This window comes from Actibacterium pelagium, assembly GCF_002285415.1.
Classification (GTDB): domain Bacteria; phylum Pseudomonadota; class Alphaproteobacteria; order Rhodobacterales; family Rhodobacteraceae; genus Actibacterium_B; species Actibacterium_B pelagium.
Genome location: NZ_NSBU01000007.1, coordinates 1009084 through 1016200, shown reverse-complemented (window position 1 = coordinate 1016200; position 7117 = coordinate 1009084). Strand labels below are relative to the sequence as shown.

The 7117-nt window shown below is 50.7% G+C and carries 10 protein-coding genes and 1 pseudogene; 6 read left to right on the top strand and 5 right to left on the bottom strand.

Going from position 1 to position 7117, the window contains the following annotated elements; all coding sequences use genetic code 11:
- The 5 genes from CLM58_RS13855 to CLM58_RS13845 all read left to right on the top strand — a co-directional run.
- The coding region (locus CLM58_RS13855; RefSeq protein ID WP_143226598.1) for a tetratricopeptide repeat protein at nucleotides 1–358 on the top strand (358 nt) is incomplete at its 5' end.
- A 49-nt stretch (nucleotides 359–407) separates the two neighbouring features.
- Entirely contained in the window at nucleotides 408–1172 is a 765-nt protein-coding gene (locus CLM58_RS13850) for an ankyrin repeat domain-containing protein (RefSeq protein WP_095596478.1), read from the top strand.
- Between the two features lie 261 nt (nucleotides 1173–1433).
- Nucleotides 1434–1805, top strand: a complete 372-nt coding sequence (locus tag CLM58_RS17045; protein WP_143226578.1) for a hypothetical protein — start codon at nucleotides 1434–1436, stop codon at nucleotides 1803–1805.
- 326 nt (nucleotides 1806–2131) lie between these two features.
- Nucleotides 2132–3127 carry a COG3904 family protein gene (locus CLM58_RS17040; protein WP_143226577.1) on the top strand — a complete coding sequence of 332 codons (996 nt, stop codon included), beginning with the start codon at nucleotides 2132–2134 and terminating at the stop codon, nucleotides 3125–3127.
- Between the two features lie 268 nt (nucleotides 3128–3395).
- Complete coding sequence (locus CLM58_RS13845; protein ID WP_095596477.1) at nucleotides 3396–4328, top strand: hypothetical protein; 933 nt, start codon at nucleotides 3396–3398, stop codon at nucleotides 4326–4328.
- A 31-nt stretch (nucleotides 4329–4359) separates the two neighbouring features.
- Here CLM58_RS13845 and CLM58_RS17360 read toward each other — a convergent pair.
- A pseudogene (locus tag CLM58_RS17360) lies at nucleotides 4360–4547 on the bottom strand (integrase core domain-containing protein); the annotation flags it as partial.
- A gap of 253 nt (nucleotides 4548–4800) precedes the next feature.
- Here CLM58_RS17360 and CLM58_RS13840 point away from each other — a divergent pair.
- Nucleotides 4801–5319, top strand: a complete 519-nt coding sequence (locus CLM58_RS13840) for a hypothetical protein (RefSeq protein WP_143226576.1) — start codon at nucleotides 4801–4803, stop codon at nucleotides 5317–5319.
- A gap of 275 nt (nucleotides 5320–5594) precedes the next feature.
- Here the strand turns inward: CLM58_RS13840 and CLM58_RS13835 are convergent, their stop codons facing one another.
- From CLM58_RS13835 to CLM58_RS13825, 4 genes are all read right to left on the bottom strand, one after another.
- Nucleotides 5595–5972, bottom strand: coding sequence for a hypothetical protein (locus CLM58_RS13835; protein WP_095597119.1), 378 nt, complete (start codon nucleotides 5970–5972; stop codon nucleotides 5595–5597).
- A complete protein-coding gene (locus CLM58_RS17440; RefSeq protein ID WP_269843648.1) occupies nucleotides 5965–6096 on the bottom strand; it encodes a hypothetical protein in 132 nt (43 codons plus the stop codon). Before CLM58_RS17440 ends, CLM58_RS13835 begins: the two co-directional genes overlap by 8 nt.
- A 309-nt stretch (nucleotides 6097–6405) precedes the next feature.
- Nucleotides 6406–6717, bottom strand: coding sequence for a winged helix domain-containing protein (locus tag CLM58_RS13830; protein WP_095596475.1), 312 nt, complete (start codon nucleotides 6715–6717; stop codon nucleotides 6406–6408).
- A 99-nt stretch (nucleotides 6718–6816) separates the two neighbouring features.
- Nucleotides 6817–6996 (bottom strand): helix-turn-helix transcriptional regulator, encoded by a 180-nt coding sequence (locus tag CLM58_RS13825; RefSeq protein WP_095596474.1) that lies wholly within the window; start codon nucleotides 6994–6996, stop codon nucleotides 6817–6819.
- Nucleotides 6997–7117: the final 121 nt, after the last annotated feature.

Genomic DNA, 7117 nt, shown 5'->3' with positions numbered 1-7117 from the left:
GTATCGCAAAGCTGCTGAGCAAGGACACGCATCAGCGCAATTCAATCTGGGTGTGACGTATTATAATGGCGACGGTGTCACACAGGATTATGCGGAAGCGGCCAAATGGTATCGCAAAGCTGCTGAGCAAGGAGACGCAAGCGCGCAAAACAATTTGGCTAAGATGTATTACAACGGATTCGGCGTCATTCAAGACAACATCTACGCACATATGTGGGCAAACATCGCAGCGTCTCTTGGTAATGAAAATGGGAAAATAGGCAGAGACTTAGTAGCACTAAAGATGTCTGCGAAAGACATATCAGAGGCGCAAAGACTTGCTCGTGAATGTGTCGCAAAGAACTACAAGGGTTGCTGAGGTTCGTTCAAGCAAACTGGTTTTGGGTCTATCCGCAAAGGAAAACAGTATGAAGCAGGTTTTTACGGGTCTGGTTCTGGGATTGTCCCTGTCGGTGTGGGGAAGTGTTGGGCTGGGACAAACTTGCGGCAATCTATGCGACGCAGACTGGTGGGACAGCGCTTCGCAGGATGCGATTGAAAAGGAGATTTCTAGCGCGGATCTGAATGCTCGGAACATGGATGGTGAGACTGCGCTGATGATTGCGGCGCAGTGGGGAAGCAGAGACGGCATACGGGCGTTGTTGGAAGCGGGTGCGGATCTGAATGCTCGGGACATGGAGGGTGAGACGGCGCTGATAAATGCGGCGGTGTCGGGACACGGAGACGGCATACGGGCGTTGTTGGAAGCGGGTGCGGATCTGAATGCTCGGGACACGGATGGTGAGACGGCGCTGATGTCTGCGGTGTTGTTTGAAAACGGAGACGGCATGCGGGCGTTGTTGGAAGCGGGCGCGGATGTGAATGCTCGGGAAGCGGATGGTGAGACGGCGCTGATGTCTGCGGTTTTTGGTAGAACTGCGGGCAACATACGGGCGTTGTTGGAAGCGGGCGCGGATGTGAATGCTCGGAACATAGAGGGTGAGACGGCGCTGATGATTGCGGCGCAGTGGGGAAGCAGAGACGGCATACGGGCGTTGTTGGAAGCGGGCGCGGATCTGAATGCTCGGAACACGGATGGTGAGACGGCGCTGATATATCTTGATAGGCAATTTTCGAACCGAAACAAAACTGACGAGTATTGGAAGATACGCGATTTGCTATGGACTGATTGAAGTCGGAGACTTGCTGGGTAATGCGTAGCGAGGCTCTTTCAACGCCGTCGGGGGGGTGACCCGCCGCCAGATAAGGAGAGATTCCTAGCTACGGGTGTCCGCTGTCTCAAGATAACAGCAGACCACTTCAGTGGGAGAGGATCAGGGGCTCCTGTTTTTTCTGAATGACACCCGTAACCACCGAATAACTCGTAAACAACCCCATGTCTCACGGTGCGGTCTTTGATATGCTCCTGTTAGAAAATTTAACGGGAACTACGAATGAAGAACTCAATCGCCGCAATCTTGGTATGTCTGGCTGCATTTCCTGCTCTGGCTGAACCGACATATTTGAACTGCAAGCTTCGGTTCGCAGCAGAAGGTGAAGAAAGAGGAGAAGAAGGCAATTACAAGTTGGCCGTCGATGCCGAAAGCCATAGCCTTTCACCTAACCCTGAAGGGCCATCGGCTACTTGGCTTCCCTATCTTGAGGTTGAGGGTCATCTTGTTGCACATGGCGTTGATGACGGAGATGTAATTTCTATTGTGCTCAATGTTGGGGACGGAAGGCTCTCGGGTTACTTTAATGATATTTCGATAGGCCTAAGCCATGAATTGGTATCGGGGTATTGCACGAGGCCAATTTTTGACTGAGCAACCTTGGTGACCTCGACGTCAAAACAGCATGGTCGCTAACGCTTTGTAATTGCGCACAGTCCGTTCACCTCTCAGGCTTGCGGCCCTGCGAAATCAGCTTGCCAGCGTTTATGAAACCAACGTTGCCACCAGGGTTGCCTGAATTAATCGGAGCGAGACCTCGTGGCTGCGAACATGGTGGGGGGCGAAGCCGGGTCAATGAGTGTGATCCAAGGGGCTAGAAAGACGCCATTTTTGACTGCTATAAACTAGAGTTCATAACCCCGATGGACCAGCGTCTAGCCAAACGCCAACATTCATAGCAGGCCGTCTAAGGAAGACTTATGAAACGTAAAGTGTTTTTTGCAACCCTGTTGTTAACTGCATTTACCGTAACTACGGCTAGGGGTGAAATTGATGACAGCTATGCTCCTATTTTTGTTGCAAAAGATGATCCGAGCATTTTTTTGTTATCAGGACCAATTACCTCCCGTACACCATTGAACTTTCAACGAGCAGTTGGAGAGTATGGATCACCTCAATCATTGATGCTTTCCAGTGCAGGCGGCGACGTACATGCGGGCCTTTCCTTGGCCTTGGAAGTAAACCGCCTAGGAATTGATACGATTGTCGAAAAGGGATGTTATTCAGCTTGTTTCTTTGTTTTCTCAGCAGGAAAAAACCGGACAGTGAGTGGGGAACTTGGTGTTCACCAGATTTCAAATAAACGTGGAGATCTGCAAAGTGGACAAGTCGCTCTTTCAGACATAATCGATGTTCTGGAGCAGTTTGGCGTTCATAATGACGTTTTAGTGCGAATGTTGCGGACCCCTTCAGATGACATGTATGTTTTTTCCCAAGACGAATTGACGCAATTGGGATTGGTTTCGCTAGGAAACCAATCCAGAAAAAAAGTTTCCTCAGCGCCAACAAACAAGAGCCAAACAAATTGGGATGAGAAAGCTATCGCCTTTGTTTCATGGCACAACCGGATGTGGTCGGAGAATAATAGCGATGCCCTGAGCCGGATATCCGACACTTACAGCTCAGAAGTTGACTTTTACGGCGAAACGCAGCCTCGGCACAAAGTGATGATAGAGAAGGTGAACTTTGCCAATCGGTGGCCTGTACGAGACTATCATTTTCGCCCCCAGCCCGGCGGAACGAAATGCGATGAATTCGGACTTTGCACTGTCAGAGGCGAAGTTGATTGGTATGCCCATAGTCCCGAGAGGGGGAAAACATCGCGTGGTACGTCGACTGTGATCATAGGGCTAACATGGGGTTCAAATGGCTTTGTAATTAACCGAGAGGACGGGCGCGTTATCCAGCGAAGGTAACGCGATTGCCGCCTCGGCCTACGCCGTGATGAAATCCATCAAGCCCGGCGCCTGAGCGACGCTGGACAGCGCCAGGAAGGTTGGCGTCCGAATAGATCAATCTCTTATAGGAAGTGTCGCGACCCTCTTGAGCATGACGGCCAGAACCGCGGCTGCCTCAATTATTGGGTTTTCCAGAGTGGGGTTGACGCAGCTCAATTATACTTTGCTGCCGACCGGGTAGGCTAAGCTCATAATGGGCAGTGCTAGCAACGGGGAAACGTAGAGAATGAGCGATTTCAGTGTTTTCTTCATGATGTACCTATTCGGTCTACCATTGATTGTTGGCCTGACATCGGACAACACTTATATGCTGAGAGGTGCAGCCTTCGTTATCTTCTTCAGCCTGTTCGTCAGCGTTCCAATAACAATTGGTGCTATGTGGGGCGTGAGTTTAGTCTTCGGTAGGGGACTGTTGCCCGCAATCATATTCTTTCCGGTGTATACAGCTTTAGTTTTTTGGACGGCACTTGGCTTTCCATTTCCTAGCGATTCAAAGCCCAAGGAACGCGCGGAAATCAGTCGGGTCTCCTTTAACAAAACGGAAAAAGCGACCGAAAAGAAATCCCGCAGATTAAAAGATGCGGACCGCCGGTGCCCAGATGAAACAAACGAGGTTGGAGCGGTAAGGATCAACTCAATTCCAATTGGAAACTCAACGAACGAGGCCTCGAAATCCTTTTACCCGACTACGAAGGCCTACAGTCATCCAGCTGAACAGTTTCCTGACTGTGGCATTCTAAAACAAAGACGAGATGGGGTATGGGAAGACGAAATGTACGAGTATTTAAGAGTGAAAATAAAAACAATTCCACCTAGTGGAACTAGGTTCGAGAGGCGCCGAAAACAAAAAATAGAAATTATGGGTGCCGACCCGAGTTTCCGCTATACTCAAGACCTTCACCGGTCGGGGAAAATAGGAACTTGGGCGGACAGCATATATGAATATCACCCTGTTTGGATAGCCAGCAGCCAAGGTGGTGGCGAGTTCAAGTTCAAGCGAGTGATGCCAGATGCGGAAATGAAGAAGATGGCACAGGAACAGCTGGCGTGGACGATGGAGGACTTGGCCAAGGCAGGTCTTCCGCAGACGAAGGAAATGCTGGCAATCGCGGTGCACTACGAGGACCTTCAGGACTTGAAGGAAGACCTCCGGAAGTGATCAGTCCCACCTAAGTAGTCCCGTTTGATTGTTAGTGCATTACCGGCTTTTGGGCCATCGGGGCGATGGATTCTGGAGCCGGTGGGCGATAACCCAGAGCGCTATGTGGTTGCCTGGTGTTGTAGTGTTTATCCATTGTTCGATTCGGATGTGTGCCAAACGCAGGCTGTAGAAGAACTCACAGTTTAAAACCTCGTCCCGGAGCCAGGCGCTGAAGCTCACGGCCCTTGATTTCTTTCGCATGGACGGATGTCGCCGACAGGGTAATGGCGAAGAAAAAAGCGAGAAGTCTGGTCATGGTGCTTTGTTTGAAAGCTACCCGCCAAACAATACTGATCTGAAATTGATTTCAATCAAAACCCTTGGCTCGTTGGGGTAGTAACTACGGGTAAATCAGTGTCCTTCGTTGTCGGTTTTTGGGCCATTTGTGTCCTCTGGTTATCGATTGTGAAGTTATTTGGGAGGTATGAAAATGAGGGACTTCTTTAAGTATTTTGGGATTGGGTTTGGCTTTATGCTGTTGCCTTCAGTCGTTCTTTTACTGGGTTACCTAAATGCTCACCCTGTGAAGGTAGCTTCTCTGAAAAACCAAATGGAAGCCGTGACTGATTCAACATCATCAATAAATTACCAGGGTGAAGAAAAAGAAAATCCACCCCTCAGATTTGTCAGAAGTACACATTATTTCAGCCATTTAGAAGCGGCTCGTTTCGAGGTTGAAAGCTTCTGGGATTTGTTTGAAGGGCCCGAAGTAAGTGTTGTTTGGTTTTGGGAGTATCAAATCGAAAATCTTTCGGACACACCTAAAAGGGTCGAGGTGGATTATCTACTGGAGAATATTAACGGTGGAGAATTGTCGAGGAGTACCGCCAGCAAGTATGTGCCTGCGGGTGAAGTGCGAACCATTAAGGGTCGCGGCGAAATCGGATACAATCTGCACAAGCTTGTTTATGGAAACGGTTGGCTGATACGCAGTTCAGAGGCTTCTTAGTGTTGCTGTACAAGCAGTAAACGGGCTCCGAAGTGTCGACTTACTAGGGCGTCTTTCGTCTGGCTAGGTATTTCCATTTCAAACCCATTCGATGTTCATAGAGTGGAAGGCAAATGGCCAGATGTATATATGGCTGAATTTTCCGACACCGAAAAAAGCGGGAATTGACCTAAAGTGGTTGGAATTCCCGACGTTTGAAATGGCGAAGGCTGGATTTCCCGACATTAGGTGAGGGAAAACCCGGCCAATGAAAGCCGGATTTTCCGACGGGGTTTCTATTTACGCCAGCGTATGAAGTCTTTCGTTGCAGCGTCATTTCCGACCTTTTCTTCTGTAATGGCATAAGATGCCGCCTGTCCGATGCCGGAGGGGCCAAGGCAATGCCCGCGCGTAACGCGTAGAAATCCCCGCTTCAGCAATTCCTGAAAATATGACCCCACTGTATCTCTCCCGACGTTGAGCAACGCTGCCGCTTGCCGGTGACTTAGAAATATTTGGCCATTGTTCCCACCATTATAGCGGCGCTTAACTTCGACATAGAGCGCTCTCGGGCCGGGCTTCATTGTCGCCCATGCCTCGGATGCCTGTAGCCATTCGGGAAGCTGGACATGACGCCCAGCCCCCCTTTTTCCATGCCGGTAGAGTTTACCCATTTCGCTTCGCTCCATAGAAAAGCTCGGCAATGACGCGGGCGCTAGGCCCGGCAATTCCGTGCTTGGATTGCAATCTGCGGGTTTGCAGGTCGCGCGGGTTAGGGTGGTGGTGGCGCTTATCCATTGATCACCTCCTCGCTTGAACGGGGTAGGGTGACCAATACGCGCGCGCGAGGGCGCTTTGGAAAATTCGGTGGTAGATCCTCTATCTCGGGCGCAGGGTGGCCGTGTAGCCCCGTCCACAGCCGTTGAAGCGCGTTTCGTGACCGGAAGTAGCCCAAAGCCTCCCACTTCGCTCCAGACGGCCTCTTGCGTTGTAGTATCCACTGAATGCAGTGAATGCAGACAATCACCCTCAAGTCGTCTCTGCGGAAAACCTCGCCTTTATAGCTGTCTGAAGTTTCCCGGTGGCTGGTTAGTGGTTTCGAAGGTTTCATGCCGCGTTCCCTTCAACCAGTTGAACCTGCGAACGCAGAACGTACCGGGCATGTGTTCCTGCAAAGGGACCGTCGTGCGCTTCGGTGATAGTTTCGATCTGTACGCCCAATTCGCGCAAATCGAACACATAGCCCGACCAGCGGGGGCCAGGATGGTCAATCGGGCTGCAACCTTTCTTTCCTGCTCTAAGCAAACATTCCAGCGCCCAACGCTGCCGACCTCCAACGCCTATGTAGAAGGTGGGTGAGCCTTCATTGGCGATTGAAAACTTGGCCTTAGACCAAGTGTTAATTTTTGATTTCTGCATTCGAATTCCTCGTTTGATTTGTGAGGGCGAACGCGGTAAGGGATAGGTACCAAGCTACCCGAACGCCCGCGCCCTCTGATTTCAAGGTTGCGGGTGTTTTCATTTCCCGATCAGAGTTAAGTTGGATTGCCAGTCTTCGATGTCGCTTTCACGCCATCCAACAGCTCGTTTTCCGAGCCTGATTGGGCGTGGGAAATCGCCATCTGACATCATTTTGTACAGAGTCGAACGGGACAGCCCGATGCGGGCTTCCACTTCTGGTCTTCTCAAGATGCGCATGCGCACCTCCTTTTAAAAACGAAAAGGCCGCCTTGCTGGCTCCAAAGGACACAGCAAGACGGCCTTTTCACCCCCGCACAACGCGGGTGTTCCATGACTGTCGTTTTGAGATAGATCGCCC